Genomic DNA, 19,725 nt, shown 5'->3' with positions numbered 1-19,725 from the left:
TCCGGTGCCGGATCAGTCGATCCTGAGCGCTTCCGAAAGAAGCTGATTGAGTTCCTGATTATGCTTGCTCATGAGGCCCGTCGCCGTCGCGGCCGAGGCGGGACGCCCCGCATAGGTAGCGCGGCGGTAGCGAGAGCCGATATGATCGAGCACCCATTCGATATTCGGTTCCATGAAGTACCACGCGCCCATGTTCTTGGGCTCTTCCTGGCACCACACGAATTCCGCGTCGGCGAAGCGTGCAAGCTCCGTCATCAGCGATTTCGCCGGGAACGGGTAAAGCTGCTCGACGCGCATGAGATAGACATCGTTGATACCGCGCCGTTCCCGTTCCTCGTAAAGGTCGTAATAGACCTTACCCGTGCAGAGCACGACCCGCTTGATCTCCTTGTCGGAGACGAGCTTGATCTTCTGGCCGGAAAGGATTTCCGCATCGTCCCAGAGCACGCGGTGGAAGGAGGAGCCGGGCCCGAACTCAGTGATGTTCGAGACGCAGCGCTTGTGCCGCAGCAGCGATTTCGGCGTCATCAGAATGAGCGGCTTGCGGAAGTTGCGATGCATCTGCCGGCGCAGAATGTGGAAATAGTTCATCGGCGTCGTGCAGTTCGCGACCTGCATATTGTCTTCCGCGCACATCTGCAGATAGCGTTCGAGGCGGGCCGAGGAATGCTCCGGCCCCTGCCCCTCATAGCCATGGGGAAGCAGCATGACGAGGCCCGACATTCGGAGCCACTTGCGCTCGCCCGATGAGATGAACTGGTCGATCACGACCTGCGCACCATTTGCGAAATCGCCGAACTGCGCTTCCCAGAGAACGAGTGCGTTGGGCTCCGCGAGGCTATAGCCATATTCGAAGCCGAGCACGGCCGCTTCCGAAAGCATCGAATTGATGACTTCGTATTCCGCCTGGGCTTCCGAGATGCCATTGAGCGGCACGTAGCGGTCTTCGGTCATCTGATCGTTGAGAACCGAGTGGCGCTGCACAAAGGTGCCCCGTTCGGAATCCTGCCCCGAAAGACGCACCTTGATGCCTTCGTCGAGCAGCGAACCGAAAGCGAGCGCTTCAGCCGTCGACCAGTCGATGTTCTCGCCGGTCTCGATTGTCTTGCGGCGATTGTCCATGAAGCGCTGTATGGTCTTGTGGACGTTGAAGCCTTCCGGCACCTCGGTGATCTTGAGACCTATTTCCTTCAGCCTCTTGATTTCGACTGCCGTCTCGCCGCGCCTTGCTTCGCCTTCCGCCTTGCTGAAACCCGACCAGCGGCCATCGAGCCAGTCCGCCTTGTTCGGGCGGAAAGTCGCCACCGCCTGGAAATCTTCCTCGAGCTGGGCACGGAAAGCGGCCAGACGTTCGTCAACCTCCTCGGCCGACATCAGACCCTCATCGACAAGACGCCTGGAATAGATCTGCAGCGTCGTCGGATGATCCTTGATTTTCTCGTACATGAGCGGCTGCGTCATGCTCGGATCGTCGCCCTCGTTGTGACCGAAGCGGCGATAGCAGAACATGTCGATGACGACCGGCTTGTTGAAGCGCTGCCGGAATTCCGTCGCGATCTTCGCGGCATGAACGACCGCTTCCGGATCGTCGCCGTTCACGTGAAAAATCGGCGCCTGCACCATCTTTGCAACGTCGGAAGGATAAGGCGAGGAGCGGCTGTGGATCGGGCTCGTCGTGAAGCCGATCTGGTTGTTGATGATGAAATGGATCGAGCCGCCCGTCCGGTGTCCCTTGAGGTCCGAAAGGCCGAGACATTCGGCAACAATGCCCTGCCCCGCAAAGGCGGCATCGCCATGGATGAGCAGCGGAATGACGCTGCCCCGCTGCCGATCGTGATGCTGGTCCTGCTTCGCGCGGGCCTTGCCGAGCACGACGGGGTCCACGATTTCGAGATGCGACGGGTTGGCGGTGAGCGAGAGATGCACCTTATTGCCGTCGAACTCACGATCCGAGGAAGCGCCGAGATGATATTTCACGTCGCCCGAACCATCGACGTCTTCCGGCGTCGAAGAGCCGCCCTTGAACTCGTGGAAGACGGCGCGATAGGGCTTCGACATCACGTTCGTCAGAACATTGAGGCGGCCGCGATGGGCCATGCCGAAGACGATCTCCTTCACACCGAGCGCGCCGCCCCGCTTGATGATCTGCTCAAGCGCCGGGATGATCGCTTCCGCACCGTCGAGGCCGAAACGCTTGGTGCCGACATATTTGACGCCGCAGAACTTCTCGAAACCCTCGGCTTGAATAAGTTTGTCGAGAATGGCCGAGCGGCCCATGTCCGTGAAGGAAATTTCCTTGTCCGGCCCCTCGATGCGCTCCTGAATCCAGGCCTTCTCTTCCGGGTCGCCGATATGCATGAATTCGACGGCCAGCGTCCCGCAATAGGTGCGCCGCAAAATGTCGAGCATCTCGCGTACGGTCGCCGTTTCGAGGCCGAGCACATTGTCGATGAAAATCGGCCGGTCGAGATCGTCAGGTCCAAAGCCGTAGCTTTCCGGCTGCAGTTCGGGATGCTGAGACTTCGGGCGAAGCGCAAGCGGATCGATATCGGCATCGAGATGGCCGCGGATGCGATAGGCGCGAATCATCATCAGTGCACGGACAGAATCGAGCGTCGCCGCGCGGATTTCGTCCTCGCTAGCCGCGGGCCGCCGCTGTTCGATCTTCTCGCGGACCTTGCCGGCCTCGGTCATCGCCGAGCCCCAATTCCCGTCGAGCGCACTCACAAGTTCGCCGTTTGCATGGAGCGGCCAGTCCGCGCGCTTCCAGGAGGCGCCTCTCGCTTCTTTCAGCACATCTTCCGGCGCGTCGCCGAGACCGTCGAAAAAGGTCCGCCATTCGGGGTCGACCGAGGAGGGGCTTTCCTGATAGCGCGCATAGAGCTCTTCCACGAAGAGTGCGTTGGCGCCGTAGAGGAAGGACGTCCGCTCCATGCGGTCGTTCTCACCGTTCTTGCTCATGATGTCTGGTCCATTTGGCTTCGGCGCGGCGCTGGCCGCTCCTTGAAGAGCCGCTTCGTCGGACAGGAAATCGTTCGGCGTCACCTGGCCGCCCGTCGCCTTGTAGATCGCATCGAGCGTCTGCCATTCGGGGCGGCGCTGGCCATTCATACAGCGGGTGACCGTGGACACGGACACGCCGAGCTGCTCGGCAAAGGCACTTGCCGTGAGATTATTCGATTCGAGCCAGTCGGTGAGCTTCATGGGAGGAAATTGCCATAGAGGCAACTGCCCGTCAAACGAGATTTGCCACAGAGGCACATTTTGGAAATGACCCAGACAGCGGGCCAAATCACGTGCCTTGCCTATGAATATAGGAGCTTCGTGAAGATTTCATACCGACGAAGCTGTGAACGGCCCCAAAAAAGGAGCCGAAAAGCGAAGCGGGGCGTCCGGAAAGCCGGAAACCCCGCTCGATCAACCCGGAAACGAGGCCCGGTTCACCTATTCAGCACTTCGACCAGCGTCGTGCCGAGCGCCGAGGGCGACTTCGCGACGGTGATGCCGGCCGAACGCATGGCCTCCATCTTGTCCTCCGCGCCGCCCTTGCCGCCCGAAATGATGGCGCCGGCATGACCCATGCGGCGGCCGGGAGGGGCGGTGACACCGGCGATGAAGCCGACAACAGGCTTTTTCACCTTGGATGCCTTCAGGAATTCCGCCGCATCTTCTTCGGCAGAGCCGCCGATTTCCCCGATCATGATGATCGAGGTCGTGTCGGGATCGCCGAGGAACATCTCGAGGCAGTCGATGAAGTTGGTGCCGTTCACCGGATCGCCGCCGATGCCGATGCAGGTCGACTGGCCAAGGCCCGCCGCCGTCGTCTGGGCAACCGCTTCGTAGGTGAGCGTGCCCGAGCGCGACACGATGCCGACCGAGCCCGGCTTGTGAATATGGCCCGGCATGATGCCGATCTTGCACTGGCCCGGCGTGATGACGCCCGGGCAGTTCGGACCGACGAGGCGCGTCTTCGAAGCCGAAAGCGCGCGCTTCACCTTCACCATGTCGAGAACCGGAATGCCCTCGGTGATGCAGACGGCGAGTTCGATGCCCGCATCGATCGCTTCCAGGATCGCATCGGCCGCGAAAGGCGGCGGCACGTAGATGGCGGACGCTGTCGCGCCCGTCTTCTCGACCGCTTCGGCGACCGTGTTGAAGACCGGGAGATCGAGATGCTTCGTGCCGCCCTTGCCGGGGCTCACGCCGCCGACCATCTTCGTGCCATAGGCAATCGCCTGTTCCGAATGGAACGTACCCTGATTACCCGTGAAGCCCTGGCAGATGACCTTCGTATTCTTGTCGACGAGAACGGACATTATGCGGCCTCCTTCACGGCTTTGACGATCTTCTCGGCCGCATCGGCGAGGTTATCCGCGGAAATGATGGGCAGGCCCGATTCCGCCATGATCTTCTTTCCAAGATCGACATTGGTGCCTTCGAGACGCACCACCAGCGGCACGCCGAGCGAGACTTCCTTCGCGGCGGCGACAACGCCTTCCGCGATGATGTCGCAACGCATGATGCCGCCGAATATGTTGACCAGAATGCCTTCGACGCTCGGATCGGAGAGAATGATCTTGAAGGCGGCCGTGACCTTTTCCTTCGTCGCGCCGCCGCCGACATCGAGGAAGTTCGCGGGCTCCGAGCCGTAGAGCTTGATGATGTCCATGGTCGCCATGGCAAGGCCCGCACCGTTCACCATGCAGCCGATCTTGCCGTCGAGCTTGATGTAGTTGAGGTCGTATTTCGACGCCTCGACTTCGGCCGGGTCCTCTTCGGTGAGGTCGCGCAGCTCGACGATGTCCTTGTGCCGGTAGAGCGCGTTCGAGTCGAAGTTCACCTTCGCGTCGAGGCAGACGATATTGCCCTCGCCCGTCACGACGAGCGGGTTGATTTCGAGCATGCTCATATCTTCGGCAACGAAGGCCTTGTAGAGCTTGTCGATGAGGGCGACGCCCTGCTTTACCTGGTCGCCTTCAAGGCCGAGCGCATAAGCAACCTTGCGGCCGTGGAAGCCGCTGATGCCGGATGCAGGGTCGATCGAGAAGCTGAGGATTTTCTCGGGCGTCTTCTTCGCCACTTCCTCGATATCCATGCCGCCTTCGGTGGAAACGATGAAGGAGATGCGCGAGGTCGCGCGATCCACGAGCACCGAAAGGTAGAGTTCGCGCGCGATCGAGGAGCCTTCCTCGATATAGAGGCGATGCACTTCCTTGCCTTCCGGCCCGGTCTGATGCGTGACGAGCGTCGAGCCGAGCAGGCGCTTTGCCTCCTTCTCGACGTCTTCCACCGACTTCACGACCTTGACGCCGCCGGCCTTGCCGCGACCGCCCGCATGAATCTGCGCCTTGACAACCCACACCGGCCCGCCGAGTTCCTTGGCTTTCGCCACGGCCTCTTCGGGCGTGAACGCCGCATGTCCGCGGGGCACAGGCACGCCATACTTCGCAAGCACGGCCTTGGCCTGGTATTCGTGAATATTCATGAAAAACCGTCCGGCTGGAGAGCGGCGCGGGAACCCGCGTCGCCAGAAGGAAAGGATTGTCCGAAAGCTATGTCGGATGGCTCGGAGTTATACCACCCGAGCGGGCGGGCGCAACCGGCAGATAGCCGCCGGAGAGGGTCCAATCGGGGTACGCCGCTTACAGGAATTTCAGTTGCCGCAGCGCTGCCCGCGACGCCACAAACAGTGACGCAGCGTCACCGCAGATCGCGTTCGACGATCTTGTCCGAGCCCGCCGGAAGCTCCAGATAGAGCCCGTCATAGCCGAGCGTGACGCCCTTGCTCCGAACCTCCGGCACACCACGCAGGAACACCCGCTCGGCGAGCGCATTCGGCAGCCGTGGCACGATATGGGTGTAGACGAGGAGCGTCACACCCGCCTCGTTGGCGACCTCGGCGGCATCGACGGGTGTCGCATGGTAGTCCGGAATGTCGTGCATGACCTTGGCGCGCCGGTCTCCCCTGTGCTCGAGCCCTTCTTCGAGCAAGGCAACCATATGGGTTGCAAGCGCCTCATGGATCAGGACGTCGGCGCCGGCGCCGAACTTCGTGACATTGCTGTCCTTCTTCGTATCGCCGCTGAAGACGACGGAGCGCCCCTTGTACTCGACCCTGTATCCATAGGCCGGGTCCACCGGCTCGTGTGAGACACGAAAGGCAGTGATCTTCACGCCGTCTTCGTCGAAGACGGTGACGCCTGTATCGCGGTCGGGAACATCGACGACGATCGGCAGGTAATTGGCGCCTTCCTCGGCAAAGAATTCGGGGCCGTGATGGGCGATGCGGTAGCCGTCGTCGAGCGAATAGGCGATGTCGAAGCCCTGCGCGATCCGCTCGATGCCGGGCGGACCGTAGAGGGCGAGCGCCTCGCGGCGCCCCGCTGCCCAACTATTGAGCGCGATGTCCGGAAGGCCGCTGATGTGATCGGAGTGGAAATGCGTAATGAGGACGCCGTTAAGACCGCCGATCGGCAGTTGGAACCGCGCGAGCCTGTCCCAGCCGCCAAGCCCGGAGTCGATGAGAAAGACCTTGCCGCCCGCATAGACGATGGCACAGGCCTGTGCGCGGTCGGGATCCGGCATCGGCGAACCCGTGCCGCAAAGAACGACATGAAGCGCATCCTCATTCAGCACCGCGTCGTAGGAGCCCATATTGGAGGCGACGACACGCCTCATCACCGCGTCCTGTGCCGAAGGCGAGAACCAGACGATGCCGAGACCGGCAGCCGCAGCCACCAACAGCAGGCCGATACCGGCCGCCACCACGCGCTTCATTTGTAAGCCTCCCTGCCGACATCGCTAATGCAAAACATTAAATAAGCCTTCCCGCACTCACAATCAAGACATATTGACACTTTATATGCCAATAAAAAAGGCGGGCCCGAGGCCCGCCTTTTCTTCCCGGCTATGCGCCGGATTATTTCTTCTTCGCAGCCGCCTTGGCCTTCGCGGCATTGCCCTTGGCAACGGCCGGATCGATCTTCTTGCAGGCATCGACCAGGCCCTTCACCGCATTGACCGAGTTCATGAACTGCTTCTTTTCCGAAGCGTTCAGATCGATCTCGACGATGCGCTCGACGCCACCCGCACCGATCACGACCGGTACGCCGACATACATGTCCTTCACGCCATACTCGCCGTCGATATAGGCCGCGCAGGGCATCACGCGCTTCTGGTCCTTCAGATAGGCTTCCGCCATCGCGATACCCGAAGCGGCGGGCGCATAGAAGGCGGAGCCGGTCTTCAGCAGGCCGACGATTTCCGCACCGCCGTCGCGCGTGCGCTGGATGATCTTGTCGAGCCTTTCCTTCGTCGTCCAACCCATCTTGATGAGGTCGGGGAGAGGAATACCGGCAACCGTCGAGTAGCGCGGCAGCGGCACCATCGTGTCGCCATGGCCACCCAGCACGAAGGCCGTGACGTCTTCAACCGAAACGCCGAATTCCTCGGCAAGGAAAAGACGGAAACGGCCGCTGTCGAGCACACCCGCCATGCCGACGACCTTGTGGTGCGGCAGGCCGGAGAACTGGCGCAGCGCCCAGACCATGGCGTCGAGCGGGTTGGTGATGCAGACGACGAAAGCGTTGGGGGCGTATTTCGCGATACCCTCACCGACCTGTTTCATCACCTTGAGGTTGATGCCGAGAAGGTCGTCGCGGCTCATGCCGGGCTTGCGCGGCACACCGGCCGTCACGATGACGACGTCGGCGCCCTTGATGCCCTTGTAGTCGTTCGCGCCGGAAAGCGCGGCGTTGTATCCCTCGACGGGCCCCGTCTGTGCGAGATCGAGCGCCTTGCCCTGCGGCAGGCCTTCCGCGATGTCGAAAATGACGACGTCGCCAAGCTCCTTGAGCCCCGCGAGAAGAGCCAGCGTGCCGCCAATCTGGCCGCCGCCGATAAGTGCGATTTTCTTGCGCGCCATGGTGTTGAAGCCTCCGATATGCGTGCGCCGTGGTTAATCTCGCAGCCTAGTAGCGTGAATCCGCGCGTTCCGCAACGGAGGCAGCGGAAAGACCGCACCTTGAGAAGCCGGGATTTTAACCATGGAATCCGTCTCGCGTTGACACATAAGGCCCCCCGCCGCATGATTTTTACTCAACGTAAAGGTTGACCCGCGATGCTCATGGGGCATGCAACGCGGGCAGGCGCAGGATCCGGGGGGACCGCGCCAGGTCCGGGCGGGCATGAAGCTTGCACCCGTTCAGGACCGTTTAGTTGGGGGCGTGCGTTATGGCGCTGAATATCAGTCGCAGCATTTTCGGAAAAGCATCGCGCACGGTCCGCCTTGCGGCGATCGGCCTTGGCATTCTCGGCCTTTCGGGTTGCGCGGCGCCTGCGATTGGCGCCCTCACCATCGGCGAAGTGCTGACCATCGCCGGCATTTCCTCCACCATCATGACAGGCCGCGATCTCGGCGAGCATGCGCTTTCGGCCCTGACCGGCAAGGACTGCCGCTTTCTCGAAGCCGCGCTCCGCGAGGGCCGCTCCTTCTGCGAAGAGCGCAACTCCGTCGCAACGAAGGACGATTTCGGCGGCCTTGTCGCCCTCTTCAAGAGCGATGATGGCGACGTGAAGGAAACGACGGTCGCCGCCGCCGATCTCGATCCGCTGGCGCTCGGCTTCGTGCCGGTGGACCGCCGCGCGGCTCATGAATTCTCGCTCGAAATCGCCCGCGAAGCGGCGCGCCAGGAACCGGAAGAGGCTGTATCTTTCGGCATGATGTCGGCGACCTTCGGGCAGTCCTGGGACTACCGGCTCGACATGGCACCTGACGCATCCTCGCGCAGACTGGCCGACGCCTCCGCCGCCACGGAAGAGCCGGCGACAAGCCTCGGCCTCCGCCCGACGCACTCGCCCTATATGGGGCTCTGAGCGAGCGGAACCTCAGTCCGCGCTTCGGAGCCCGATATAATCGGCGCTCTGCATTTCCATCAACCGCGAGGCCGTGCGTTCGAATTCGAACGCACCGTCGCCCTGCGCATAGAGCTTCTCCGGTGGCGCTTCGGCCGACAGGATAAGCTTCGTCTTCGCCTCGTAAAGCGCATCGATCAACGTGACGAAACGCTTTGCTTCATTGCGGCGCTCAGGCCCCATGACCGGCACGTCGCGGACAATGACGGTGTGGAAGCATTGCGCGATCTTGAGATAGTCAGCCGCACCGAGCGGCCGCGCACAAAGGTCTGAAAAGGAGAAGCGCGCGACGCCATGCATCGCTTCGGGCACCTCGACGGCGCGCCCCTTGAGCGCGAGTGTCATGGGTTCGCCATGAACCGCATCTGTGAGCTTCTCGAAGGCATCGTCGAGCGCGGCATCCGCCGCCTCCCCGAGCGGCGCGTGATAAACCGGCAAGCCCCTGATCCGGTCGAGGCGATAGTCCGTCGCGCTGTCGAGATGCAGCACGTCCATCTTCGTCTTCACGAGGTCGATGAAGGGCAGGAAGCGATGCCGGTTGAGGCCACCCTCATAGAGCCCGTCCGGAGCGCGGTTCGAGGTGGCGACCACGACCACGCCACGCTCGAAAAGCTGCGAGAAGAGACGCCCGAGGATCGAGGCATCGGCAATGTCGTGAACCTGGAATTCGTCAAAGCAGAGGAGCGAGGCTTCCTTCGCGACCATGTCGGCCACCGGCGGAATGGGGTCCGACCCCTTCACCGCGCCTGCCTTTTCCCGCTGGCGCCAGTCGTGAATGCGCTCGTGAACTTCCTGCATGAAGGCATGAAAGTGAACGCGGCGCTTCGGCGCGATCACCGCCGTCTCGAAAAAGAGGTCCATCAGCATCGACTTGCCGCGCCCGACCCCGCCCCAGATGTAGAGCCCTTCCGGCGGCGTCACCGGCTTGCCGAAGCCGAACCGCGCGAAGGGGCCGGCCTTCTGGCCCGGCCGCCACTCGGCAAGCTCGTCGGCGAGATGCTGCAGCCGCGCGGCCACATGCGCCTGCGCGGCATCCTCGGCGATCTCGCCGCGGGCAATCTTGTCGCGATAGGCGGAAAGCGGACCTGAGATCATGACCTGCCGGAACGGAGGGGGGTGTGGTGTTCCCCTCTTATGGACGCGACAGCCGGAAACGGCAAGGTTGCCCGTAAGGGGCGCTTTGTGCCGGAAACCTAGCCGCCGGACATTGCCCGCCACCGGTCGAGATAGGGCTCGATGGCAAGCGCCTTGTCTTCCTCCGAAAGCTCGATGCCGAAATAGCTGTCGAGCACTTCGGCGATCTCGTCCGCACTGTCGAGGACGCGCGTTTCGGCCTTGCCGTCGAGACCACGGATCTTGAACTCGCGGTTGAAGAGCAAGAGCCACTTGCCCTCCTGTGGCCTGCCCGCCAACAGAAACTGCACGAAGATCGACGAGGGATGGGTCGCGGTATACCAGCTCGCCACCTCGTAATCCGTGCGGCGATGCGGCTCCAGCGTGAAGCGGTAGATCTGCGTCCAGCCGCCCGCGATCTTCGCCTGCAGCTCGAGCCCGTCCTCATGCTCGAGAAGGCGGCGCGGTTCATGCGGCGTTTCCTGTTCGGCTCCCGTCTCGAAGCGGATCGGGCCGGTCATGGTAAGACCGCCGAACCCCACATCGGCAAGGAACGGACCCTCCGGAAGCTCGACGCGCATCAGCATATGGGAGCGGGCCGTATCGGCCTCCTCGGGGGCCATCCAGCGAACACGGCCGATCAGCGTCGTGACGTCGAAGCCGAGTTCTTTCAGCACGGCAGCAAAGAGCGCGTTCACTTCGAAGCAGTAGCCGCCGCGCTTCTCCGTCACGAGCTTCTTCTGCAGCGAGGCCGGATCGAGATGGATCGGCCGCTTCGCGAGAACATCCAGATTTTCGAAGGGGATCGACACAGCCTGCGCGTAATGGATCGCCTTCAGCGTGTCGAGTGTGGGCGTCCGCGGTCCGTCATAGCCGATGCGGGAAAAATAGGCGTCGAGGTCGAGTGTCGTGTCACCGCTCATCGCGAGGCGCCCTGCGAGAAATATCCGCTCATATGGGAATGGCGCCTCCCGAAAGAAGCGCCATTTTCGCAAATCGGCCTGGGGCCAATCACTTCATCGTTGGGATGACGAAGGAGGATCCTTCCTTCACGCCGCCGGTCGGCCAGCGCGAGGTCACCGTCTTGATATGCGTCCAGAACTTCACGCCTTCCGGCCCGTGCTGGTTGGTGTCGCCGAAGGCGGAGCGCTTCCAGCCGCCGAAGGTGTGATAGGCGAGCGGCACCGGGATCGGCACGTTGATGCCGACCATGCCGACCTGAACCTTCGAGGCAAAGCTCCGCGCCGCATCGCCGTCGCGCGTGAAGATCGCGACGCCATTGCCATACTGATGCTTCGTCGGCAGTTCGGCGGCTTCCTCGAAGCTCTTCGCGCGGACGACCTGGAGCACCGGCCCGAAAATCTCGTCCTTGTAGCTCTGCATGTCGGGCGTCACATGATCGAACAGCGAACCGCCGAGGAAGAAACCGTTCTCGTAGCCCTGCAGCTTGAAGCCGCGCCCGTCGACCAGCAGCTTCGCACCTTCCTTGACGCCCATGTCGATATAGGCGCTCACCTTGTCCATATGGGCCTTGGTGACGAGGGGACCGTAATCGCTGTCGGCCGCCGTCGAGATGCCGACTTTGAGCGCCTGCACGCGCGGCACAAGCTTCTCGACAAGACGGTCCGCCGTTTCCTCGCCGACCGGCACGGCAACCGAGATCGCCATGCAGCGCTCGCCCGCCGAGCCGTAGCCCGCACCGATGAGATCGTTCACCACCTGGTCCATGTCGGCATCCGGCATGATGATCGCGTGGTTCTTCGCGCCGCCCATCGCCTGCACGCGTTTTCCATGCGCGGTGCCCGTCGCATAGACATATTGCGCAATGTCGGAAGAACCGACAAAGCTGACCGCCCGGATTGTCGGATCGGTGAGGATCGCGTCGACCGCTTCCTTGTCGCCATTGACGACGTTGAGAACGCCCGCCGGTGCACCGGCTTCCATGAAGAGTTCGGCGAGACGGATCGGAACGGAGGGATCCTTCTCGGAGGGCTTCACGATGAAGGTATTCCCGCAGGCGATGGAGACGCCGAACATCCACATCGGGATCATGGCCGGAAAGTTGAACGGTGTGATGCCCGCGCAGACGCCGAGCGGCTGGCGCATCGAATACATGTCGATGCCGGGACCGGCCCCTTCCGTGAACTCGCCCTTCATGAGATGCGGGATGCCGCAGGCAAACTCGATCACCTCCAGGCCACGCTGAACGTCGCCCTTCGAATCCGCGATCACCTTGCCATGCTCCGCCGACAGAAGTTCGGCAAGCTCGTTCATGTTCGCTTCGAGGAGGCGCTTGAATTCGAACATGACGCGGGCGCGGCGTTGCGGGTTGGTGGCCGCCCAGCCCGGGAAAGCCTTCGCCGCCACATCGACCGCCGCGCGCAGCTCGGCCGCGCTGGCCAGCGGCGTCCGCGCCGTCACTTCGCCCGTATTCGGATTGGTCACATCGAGGAAACGCCCGCTCTTGCCGGGAACATGCGCGCCGCCAATGAAATGCATGAGGTCTTTGGCCATCTTTCAGTGCCGCGCGCCGCTTAACGCGGGCCGCGTCTCCCTTCAGTGTGAATTCTTTGCCTGTTTAGCCCGCCGCCCGAGCGGACGGCAAGGCCCCGGCCCCGGCAAGCGCGGCAGGCCGGGCCGTTCCGGCCCCGTACCGGGCGTGACCCAACGTCAACAACCGCAAAAGATTTCCTGTAATCCGGCGTTTCGCGGTAGCGTTTTGCCCCAAATCATCCCTAACATCGTCGCCGGGCGCCTATCCAAACCGTGGGAGAACAAAGCGGGGGCCCCTGATCGGGCCGCATCGCTGCGGCTGGGGTGAAACCAAGGCGAAACGACCGCCAAGAGGAAAATATCATGTCCAATTTCATGAAAACCGCTATCGCCGTCATCGTGATCGCGGTGGTTCTGGTAATCGGATACCGGATGATGAATCCGGAAGATACGACCATGGAAGACGCCATGGATCAGGCTGGCGAGGCAGCGACCGACGCGATGGATGCCGCAGGCGAAGCGGCAAGCGATGCGATGGGCGCGACCGAAGAGGCGGCTGAGGACGCCGCCGAGGCGACCGGCGAAGCCATGGACGATGCGGGTGCGGCCATGGAAGATGCCGGCGAGGAAATGAGCGGCGAGGAAGCGCCGGCGGAAGAAGCCGCTCCGGCGGAAGAAACCGCGCCGATGGAAGAAGAAACGCCGGCGGAATAATTCCGGCACTTCATCCCTACGGACAGGGATCGGGCCCGCGCCTCACGGCGCGGGCCTTTTTCATTCCGCGGGCTGCGGCGAGGAGGCGCCGAACCAGCGTGTGCGAAGCCAGCGCGCAACGCTGACCAGCGCGATCAGCACCGGCACCTCGACCAGCGGACCGATGACGGTTGCAAAGGCGACAGGCGAGGCGATGCCGAAGGCGGCGATGGCGACGGCGATCGCCAGCTCGAAATTGTTGCTCGCCGCCGTGAAGGAAAGCGACACGGTACGCGGATAATCCGCGCCGAGCAGACGGCTCATCGCGAAGCTCACGAGAAACATGATGAGGAAGTAGAGCGCGAGCGGCACCGCGATCCGGAGGGCGTCGAACGGCAGGGCGAGCACCGCCTCGCCTTTCAGCGCGAACATGACCCCGATGGTGAAGAGAAGCGCAATGAGCGTCAGCGGCGCGATGCGCGGCACAAAGCCATTGTCGTAGGCGCCCGCACCGAGACGCGACCTGAGAAAGCGGCGCGTCAGATAGCCACCCGCGAAAGGTACGCCGAGATAGAGGAGCACCGCACCCGCGACGGTCCAGAAACTCACCTCGACCACCTGCCCCTCAAGGCCGAAGATAGGCGGCAGCACGGCGAGGAAGAACCACGCATAAACACTGAAAAAGATGAGCTGGAACAAGCTGTTGAAGGCAACGAGCGCGGCCACGTATTCGTTGCTGCCGCGCGCCAGCTGGTTCCAGACGATCACCATGGCGATGCAGCGCGCCAGACCGATGAGGATGAGCCCGGTCATGTAGGCCGGTTCGTCGCCGAGAAAGAGAACCGCGAGGCCGAACATCAGGAACGGCCCGATGAACCAGTTCTGCACCAGCGACAGCATGAGCACCTTGCGGTCCTCGAAGATGCGCGGCAGCTCCTCGTATCGCACCCGCGCAAGCGGCGGATACATCATGAGGAGGAGCCCCGCGGCGATCGGAATATTCGTCGTGCCGATGGAAAGGCTTTCGAGCGCGGCGGGCAGCGCCGGCAAGAGGCTGCCGAGCGCCGTGCCGAATGCCATCGCGAGAAAAATCCAGAGCGTCAATCCGCGATCGAGAAAACCGAGGCGGCGCGGTTCTTCCGTATGCGTCATTCAGATTGCCTTTTCCGGATCGTATCCGATTTCATCTATGCGCTTCTGCAAGGCAAGCTTGTCGAGAGACGCAAGCGGCAGGTTGGCGAAGATGTCGACGCGCGCCCTGATCTGCCGGAAGACATCGAGGAAGAGAGCGTGCTTCTCCGCATCGCTTCCCTCAAAGGCGGCAGGATCCGGAAAAGGCCAATGCGCCGTCATCGGCTGACCCGGCCAGATGGGACAGACCTCGCCCGCCGCATTGTCGCAGACAGTGACGACGAAATGCATTTTCGGCGCACCCGGAACGGCGAACTCGTCCCATGATTTCGACCTGAGCCCTTCGGTCGGGAGCCGCGCATTGCGCAACACGTCGAGCGCGAAGGGATTGACCGTGCCACCCGGATGGCTGCCCGCGCTATAGGCCTTGAAGCGCCCGCCGGACAGCGCGTTCATGCAGGCTTCCGCGAGAATGCTGCGCGCCGAGTTGCCGGTGCACAGGAAGAGGACATTGTAGGGTTCGGTTGCGCCGGTCATGGCGATTTACTCCGTATAAGGACGATATTAGCAGCGGGCGGGAACGGCCACCCGGTCTACACCCTCCGGAACGCAGGGGGATAAGCTCCCGCAGGCGCCCTGGCAGCAATCGTCGACGAGATAGGCGGTCAGGCCGTGCATGGCGGCGAGGTCCGCCTTGTAGATCAGGGAGCGTCCCTCGCGGCGCTGAACGATCAGCCCCGCATGAAGTAACTCCTTGAGATGAAAGGACAAAGTGGCGGGCGCGACATCGAGCGCGGACGCGATCTCGCCCGCTGCGAGACCGCCTTGTCCCTCCTCCGGCTGATGGGCGCGCATGAGAGCGCGGAAAATCGCGAGACGCGTTTCCTGCGCAAGCGCGGAGAGGGCAGTGACGGCGGTTTCCATTTCCATATTTTGACTATTATCAAAACGATAGGCGGCGTCAAGAAGCGGGGATAAACCGGGGCCTCCGGGGCCCGACTGTCATCGAAATGTCACCAAACTGTCATGAATGGCGGGTGGTGCCACGGCGGGATCGCGGCGAAAAACTTGTCCCCGGTTTCAGGCAGGCGTCGAAAACACGCGCCACCTGCCGGCGAGGGGACGCGGCAACCGGGGGCAGGAGAAAACCGGGCATAAATTTCCCGTACACCCGCGACGGAAAGGAAATCCCCGCCCGTTTGTGCTTTCGAGACCGGCGCCGGTTCCCTCCCCCTCCCTCCGGGTCCGCCTGTTTCTCCCGGCGTCAGCATCCCTCAAGAGCCGACGCCACGGCCCGTACCGCTCCTTCCCCCTTGTGAGCGGTGCGGGCCGGCTTCGGCTTTCCCGACAGATCATCCGCCCACGGAGCGTCATGCCATGCGCCGCACGCCCCTGCTATGCTTCGGGGAAGCAGGCAAGGGAGAACGGCATGATCGTGATAACGGGCGCGGCGAGAGTGGCGGAGGCGAACCGCGCCGAATTCGAGAAGGTGGCGGAACGCCAGGTGCGCCTCTCGCGCGAGGAACCGGGCAATGTCTCCTATGGCTACTACGAAGACCGGATGGAGCCGGGGCGCTACTTCTTCTACGAGGAATGGAGGGACCGCGCGGCGGTCGACTTCCATTTTGCGCAAACCTATTGCCATGAATTCATGGAGGCCACCCGCCGCCTCGCCGAGATGGAGCCCGAAATCGCGATACGTGACGTCACGGTGAAGGAAGGGTAAACCCTCCGGATGCGGAGGGCCCGGAATCCGGCGATCCTCGCAGGCGGGCGCGGCCCGAAGCGCCGTCACAACCGGCCTCGCGTTCACCGCACATTCAGACTTTCGGCTTACGCTTTATCTCAAGACGGCGCCGGATGTACGCGCCTCAAAATTTCGGGTCCCGAGCCCCGGCTGCCTAGACGCCCCGGCATATCTCGGCCCTCCCAGAACCCGGCCCGCCATACGGCGGCCGGGTTTTTCGTTATACTGCGGCGGAACCACGAGGGAGCTTCCCATGATCCGCCGTCTCGCCGCGCTTTTCGCGCCTCTTCTTCTCGCAGGCTGCCTCATTTCCGACGGCGATCTCGTGTCGCCGAAGGAGGCGGATTATCCGGTGGCGGACGGGGCGCGCTTCACCGTCCATATGCTGAACGAAAATGGCGAACGCGCGGACAAGACGCCGGAACAAGCGCGCGTCACGGTGAAGAGCGGCCGCTACACGATGCGGACGGGCGAAGAGAACAAGGCCTTCACCGGGCTGATGAAGGAAATCGGGCCGGACCTCTATGCAGTGATGATCCGCGAGGAAGACCAGGGGCAAGGCAACCTCTACGCGCTGATGCAACGCGACGGCACGACCTGGTGGCGCTGGGGCATGGTCTGCCCGGACTTCGTGTCGCTGGTCGAGGACGAAGGCATGACGCTCGCCGATTTCGGCATGATCGTGCGCAACAGCGACTGCGTGGTGACGGATTTCGGGAATCTGAAAAAGGCGCTGCTGTTTGCCCATGAGCGGCAGAAGCCGGATGCGGAGTATGTGGCGGAGTGAGGGGCAAACGAGAGGCTGCCCCCTCACCCTTCCCACCGACGCTTCGCATCGGCGGGCCCCTTCCCTCTCCCCGACGGGGCGAGGGAGACAGATGCCGCACTTCACCCCTCTCCCCTCTGGGGAGAGGGAGGGAGCCGTCGCAGACGGCGGAAGGGTGAGGGGCACGGCTTACGCTTCTTGCTCCGACAGGAAGCGGCGCTTCGTGATCCAGAGCGGTATGGGCGCTCCGAAGGCGTAGAGAAGAAAAAGGGAAACGAGAAAGCGGAAAGGCGCCCGTAGAATCGCCCGAGGCTCCGATTCCAGATCGTCGATATAGTCCTCGACGGGAACGAGGAGAGCGCGCGCGGCCTCTGCGTCATGATCGAAGACATGGAGATGTACGCCGCCGAACGCAACGACGAGAAACCAGTCGTTGCGGACATGCCAATAGCCGCTCGCCATCGACCTTATTCCATAGGCGGCAAGCATGGCGCGGAGACACGCGACCTCTGCGAGTGAATAGCTGGCGCAGAGCGGAACGAGCCGCGCCACGGGCGAACCCTTAAGCCTGCCGCTCCACCATCATCTTCTTGATTTCCGCGATGGCCTTGGCGGGGTTGAGGCCCTTGGGGCAGGTTTTCGCGCAATTCATGATGGTGTGGCAGCGGTAGAGGCGGAACGGGTCTTCGAGGTCGTCGAGACGTTCGCCGGTGGCTTCGTCGCGGCTGTCGATGAGCCAGCGATAGGCCTGCAGGAGCGCGGCGGGGCCGAGATAGCGGTCGCCATTCCACCAGTAGGACGGGCACGACGTCGAGCAGCAGGCGCAGAGAATGCACTCATAGAGGCCGTCGAGCTTCTCGCGGTCGTCGTGGCTCTGACGCCATTCCTTTTCCGGCGTCGCCGACTTCGTCTGCAGCCAGGGCTCGATGAAGGCGTGCTGCGCATAGAAATTGGTGAGGTCGGGCACGAGGTCCTTGATCACCGGCATGTGCGGCAGCGGGTAGATTTTCACATCGCCCTTCACCTCGTCGATGCCCTTGGTGCAGGCAAGCGTGTTCTGGCCGTCGATATTCATGGCGCAGGAACCGCAGATGCCCTCGCGGCAGGAGCGGCGGAAGGTGAGCGTCTGGTCGATCTCGTTCTTGATCTTGATGAGGGCGTCGAGAACCATCGGCCCGCACTTGTCGAGATCGACTTCATAGGTGTCGATGGTCGGGTTGGCGCCATCGTCCGGCGACCAGCGATAGACGCGGAAGCGCTTGACGTTCTTCGCGTCCGGCGCGGCCTTGAAGGTCTCGCCTTCGGTGATCTTGGAATTTTTCGGGAGTGTAAGCTGGACCATTTCTCACCTGCGCGCCGACTCTATCGGGTTCATCAATCTTCGGAATGTTAACTCGAAGACTTCCAATTCTTCATTTCACAAGCTGGCGACTTAGAGTTCCCCTTGAGCCGCTCCGTAGCGCATTCCATCGCCGGTACCAAGTACTGACCCATTCCACCTACTTGATCCGGGAAGGGGCACTTACGGTACTTTATGAACTCCAAGAGCTTCAGTTGCTCAGTTCTAGAATTAAGCTCAGAGAGCGCCCTATTGGTTGCCCGAGGCGCACTATTGTCTCCAATACCCTCAGCAAATTCCATCGCCAAAACTCGATCCTGCCAGTCGTACTTTTCGACCAGATTTGAGCAAGCCTCTTTTGCTATGCCTGCGCTTGGAGAAAGAAAAGCTCCCACAAAAGCCGCCAATATGACCTTCTTCATCCCCCACCCCGTTTCTATCAATACACTCTTGCTTTCGGCTTGATGTATTCGATGTCGTCGGAAAGCGTCCAGGCGTGGACGGGGCGGTAGTCGAGCGAGGGCTTGCCGCTCTGATCGTCCACCCAGCACAGCGTGTGCTTCATCCAGTTCTCGTCGTCGCGGTTCGGGAAATCCTCACGCGCATGGGCGCCGCGGCTTTCCTCGCGGTTGACCGCGCCATTGACGGTCGCAATCGCCTGAACGATGAGATTGTCGAATTCGAGCGTCTCGATGAGGTCCGAATTCCAGATGAGCGAGCGGTCGGAGACCTTGAGGTCGGGCATCGCGTCGTGAACAGCCGCCACGCGCTTCACGCCCGACTGCAGCGTCTCGCGGGTGCGGAACACGGCGACATCTTCCTGCATGGCGCGCTGCATGGTGAGGCGCAGTTCGGCGGTCGGCGTCGGCCCCTTGGCGTTGCGGAACTTGTCGAGGCGGGCAACGGCATTGTCGCCCGCGCCCTTCGCGAATTCCGGCTGGCGCTGATTGGGGGCGACGAGTTCGGCGGCGCGAAGCCCCGCCGCGCGGCCGAAGACCACGAGGTCGATGAGCGAGTTGGAGCCGAGACGGTTGGCGCCGTGAACGGAGACGCAGGCCGCCTCGCCCACCGCCATCAGGCCCGGCACGATCGTGTCCGGATTGCCGTTCTTGAGCGTCAGCACCTCGCCGTGGAAGTTCGTCGGGATGCCGCCCATGTTGTAGTGGACGGTGGGGAGAACCGGGATCGGTTCCTTCGTGACATCGACGCCGGCGAAGATGCGCGACGATTCGGAAATACCCGGCAGGCGCTCGGCAAGGATCGCGGGATCGAGATGGTCGAGGTGAAGGAAGATGTGATCCTTGTCCGGACCGACGCCGCGGCCCTCGCGGATTTCGACCGTCATCGAGCGCGAGACGACGTCGCGCGAGGCAAGGTCTTTCGCGGAAGGCGCATAACGCTCCATGAAGCGCTCGCCCTCGGAATTGGTGAGATAGCCGCCTTCGCCGCGCGCGCCCTCGGTGATGAGGCAACCCGCGCCGTAGATGCCGGTCGGGTGGAACTGGATGAACTCCATGTCCTGCAGCGGCA

The 19,725-nt window shown here is 62.5% G+C and carries 18 protein-coding genes; 4 read left to right on the top strand and 14 right to left on the bottom strand.

The annotated features are described in order from the left end of the window. Window positions 1–12 precede the first annotated feature (12 nt). The 5 genes from ACKUUH_RS05570 to mdh form a co-directional block, all read right to left on the bottom strand. Window positions 13–3,204 carry a 2-oxoglutarate dehydrogenase E1 component gene (locus ACKUUH_RS05570; RefSeq protein WP_407948885.1) on the bottom strand — a complete coding sequence of 1,064 codons (3,192 nt, stop codon included), beginning with the start codon at window positions 3,202–3,204 and terminating at the stop codon, window positions 13–15. 236 nt (window positions 3,205–3,440) lie between these two features. After that, window positions 3,441–4,316, bottom strand: a complete 876-nt coding sequence (gene sucD, locus ACKUUH_RS05565) for a succinate--CoA ligase subunit alpha (RefSeq protein WP_407948884.1) — start codon at window positions 4,314–4,316, stop codon at window positions 3,441–3,443. Beyond that, window positions 4,316–5,485, bottom strand: coding sequence for an ADP-forming succinate--CoA ligase subunit beta (sucC, locus tag ACKUUH_RS05560; protein WP_407948883.1), 1,170 nt, complete (start codon window positions 5,483–5,485; stop codon window positions 4,316–4,318). Before sucC ends, sucD begins: the two co-directional genes overlap by 1 nt. A gap of 215 nt (window positions 5,486–5,700) precedes the next feature. Further along, window positions 5,701–6,777, bottom strand: coding sequence for an MBL fold metallo-hydrolase (locus ACKUUH_RS05555; protein WP_407948882.1), 1,077 nt, complete (start codon window positions 6,775–6,777; stop codon window positions 5,701–5,703). Window positions 6,778–6,919: 142 nt separating this feature from the next. After that, a complete protein-coding gene (mdh, locus tag ACKUUH_RS05550) occupies window positions 6,920–7,924 on the bottom strand; it encodes a malate dehydrogenase (protein ID WP_407948881.1) in 1,005 nt (334 codons plus the stop codon). A 308-nt stretch (window positions 7,925–8,232) separates the two neighbouring features. Between mdh and ACKUUH_RS05545 the strand changes: the two genes are divergently transcribed. Continuing rightward, entirely contained in the window at window positions 8,233–8,874 is a 642-nt protein-coding gene (locus tag ACKUUH_RS05545) for a hypothetical protein (protein ID WP_407948880.1), read from the top strand. 12 nt (window positions 8,875–8,886) lie between these two features. Here ACKUUH_RS05545 and zapE read toward each other — a convergent pair whose 3' ends face one another. The 3 genes from zapE to ACKUUH_RS05530 all read right to left on the bottom strand — a co-directional run bounded on the left by zapE (window position 8,887) and on the right by ACKUUH_RS05530 (window position 12,540). After that, window positions 8,887–10,008, bottom strand: coding sequence for a cell division protein ZapE (zapE, locus tag ACKUUH_RS05540; RefSeq protein WP_407948879.1), 1,122 nt, complete (start codon window positions 10,006–10,008; stop codon window positions 8,887–8,889). A gap of 98 nt (window positions 10,009–10,106) precedes the next feature. Further along, window positions 10,107–10,949 carry an arylamine N-acetyltransferase family protein gene (locus ACKUUH_RS05535; RefSeq protein WP_407948878.1) on the bottom strand — a complete coding sequence of 281 codons (843 nt, stop codon included), beginning with the start codon at window positions 10,947–10,949 and terminating at the stop codon, window positions 10,107–10,109. A gap of 88 nt (window positions 10,950–11,037) precedes the next feature. Next, complete coding sequence (locus ACKUUH_RS05530; RefSeq protein WP_407948877.1) at window positions 11,038–12,540, bottom strand: CoA-acylating methylmalonate-semialdehyde dehydrogenase; 1,503 nt, start codon at window positions 12,538–12,540, stop codon at window positions 11,038–11,040. A gap of 342 nt (window positions 12,541–12,882) precedes the next feature. Here ACKUUH_RS05530 and ACKUUH_RS05525 point away from each other — a divergent pair, with 342 nt between their 5' ends. Further along, window positions 12,883–13,233, top strand: coding sequence for a hypothetical protein (locus ACKUUH_RS05525; protein WP_407948876.1), 351 nt, complete (start codon window positions 12,883–12,885; stop codon window positions 13,231–13,233). Window positions 13,234–13,293: 60 nt separating this feature from the next. On the opposite strand, the gene arsB is transcribed toward ACKUUH_RS05525, so the two are convergent. Genes arsB through ACKUUH_RS05510 form a run of 3 tightly spaced genes read right to left on the bottom strand, consistent with a single transcriptional unit; the run spans window position 13,294 to window position 15,273 of the window. Next, window positions 13,294–14,364 carry an ACR3 family arsenite efflux transporter gene (arsB, locus tag ACKUUH_RS05520; protein WP_407948875.1) on the bottom strand — a complete coding sequence of 357 codons (1,071 nt, stop codon included), beginning with the start codon at window positions 14,362–14,364 and terminating at the stop codon, window positions 13,294–13,296. Further along, a complete protein-coding gene (locus ACKUUH_RS05515; protein ID WP_407948874.1) occupies window positions 14,365–14,880 on the bottom strand; it encodes an arsenate reductase ArsC in 516 nt (171 codons plus the stop codon). A 27-nt stretch (window positions 14,881–14,907) separates the two neighbouring features. Continuing rightward, complete coding sequence (locus tag ACKUUH_RS05510; RefSeq protein WP_407948873.1) at window positions 14,908–15,273, bottom strand: ArsR/SmtB family transcription factor; 366 nt, start codon at window positions 15,271–15,273, stop codon at window positions 14,908–14,910. A 499-nt stretch (window positions 15,274–15,772) separates the two neighbouring features. Here ACKUUH_RS05510 and ACKUUH_RS05505 point away from each other — a divergent pair, with 499 nt between their 5' ends. Together ACKUUH_RS05505 and ACKUUH_RS05500 are read left to right on the top strand one after the other, a co-directional pair. Further along, the gene (locus ACKUUH_RS05505; protein ID WP_407948872.1) at window positions 15,773–16,069 is read left to right on the top strand and encodes a putative quinol monooxygenase; all 297 of its coding nucleotides are present in this window, start codon (window positions 15,773–15,775) and stop codon (window positions 16,067–16,069) included. A 274-nt stretch (window positions 16,070–16,343) separates the two neighbouring features. Further along, complete coding sequence (locus ACKUUH_RS05500) at window positions 16,344–16,877, top strand: hypothetical protein (protein WP_407948871.1); 534 nt, start codon at window positions 16,344–16,346, stop codon at window positions 16,875–16,877. A gap of 168 nt (window positions 16,878–17,045) precedes the next feature. On the opposite strand, the gene ACKUUH_RS05495 is transcribed toward ACKUUH_RS05500, so the two are convergent. The 3 genes from ACKUUH_RS05495 to ACKUUH_RS05485 form a co-directional block, all read right to left on the bottom strand. After that, a complete protein-coding gene (locus tag ACKUUH_RS05495) occupies window positions 17,046–17,408 on the bottom strand; it encodes a hypothetical protein (RefSeq protein WP_407948870.1) in 363 nt (120 codons plus the stop codon). A 10-nt stretch (window positions 17,409–17,418) separates the two neighbouring features. Beyond that, window positions 17,419–18,198 carry a succinate dehydrogenase iron-sulfur subunit gene (locus tag ACKUUH_RS05490; RefSeq protein ID WP_407948869.1) on the bottom strand — a complete coding sequence of 260 codons (780 nt, stop codon included), beginning with the start codon at window positions 18,196–18,198 and terminating at the stop codon, window positions 17,419–17,421. 436 nt (window positions 18,199–18,634) lie between these two features. Beyond that, the coding region (locus tag ACKUUH_RS05485; RefSeq protein WP_407948868.1) for an FAD-binding protein at window positions 18,635–19,725 on the bottom strand (1,091 nt) is incomplete at its 5' end.

Origin of the sequence: Parvibaculum sp. (assembly GCF_045863935.1) — a bacterium.
GTDB lineage: Bacteria > Pseudomonadota > Alphaproteobacteria > Parvibaculales > Parvibaculaceae > Parvibaculum.
This window is presented reverse-complemented; position numbering and strand designations above follow the sequence as displayed.